Origin of the sequence: Pseudomonas sp. SIMBA_041 (assembly GCF_046535095.1) — a bacterium.
GTDB classification, from domain to species: Bacteria; Pseudomonadota; Gammaproteobacteria; order Pseudomonadales; family Pseudomonadaceae; genus Aquipseudomonas; species Aquipseudomonas mucoides.
The window spans coordinates 1-254 of record NZ_JAWRXJ010000612.1; the positions used below are offsets into that span (position 1 = coordinate 1).

The 254-nt window shown below is 34.6% G+C and carries 1 pseudogene; it reads right to left on the reverse strand.

What is annotated here, in order from left to right:
- Positions 1–229 (reverse strand): annotated as a pseudogene (locus SB725_RS32565) (hypothetical protein); the annotation flags it as partial.
- Positions 230–254 lie beyond the last annotated feature (25 nt).

Consider the following 254-nt stretch of genomic DNA (forward strand, 5'->3'; position numbering starts at 1 on the left):
TTTTAAATCCTAAAAGTCTTGCAAAACCAATAGCCATATCAGAATATCCGGAGAAATCTGCATACATTTCAAAAAGGAAAAGAATCATTCCAAAAGCAACGGTACTTCCTGAAAGGTGACCGTAATTTTGAAATATATCTTGGGTAATTGGTGTAATACTATTGACGACAACCAGTTTTTTAAACGCACCTAAAAGAATTTGTCTGGCCGCCTCAGAACCATTTTCCACTGTGAAAACTCTTTCTTTTTTCAAT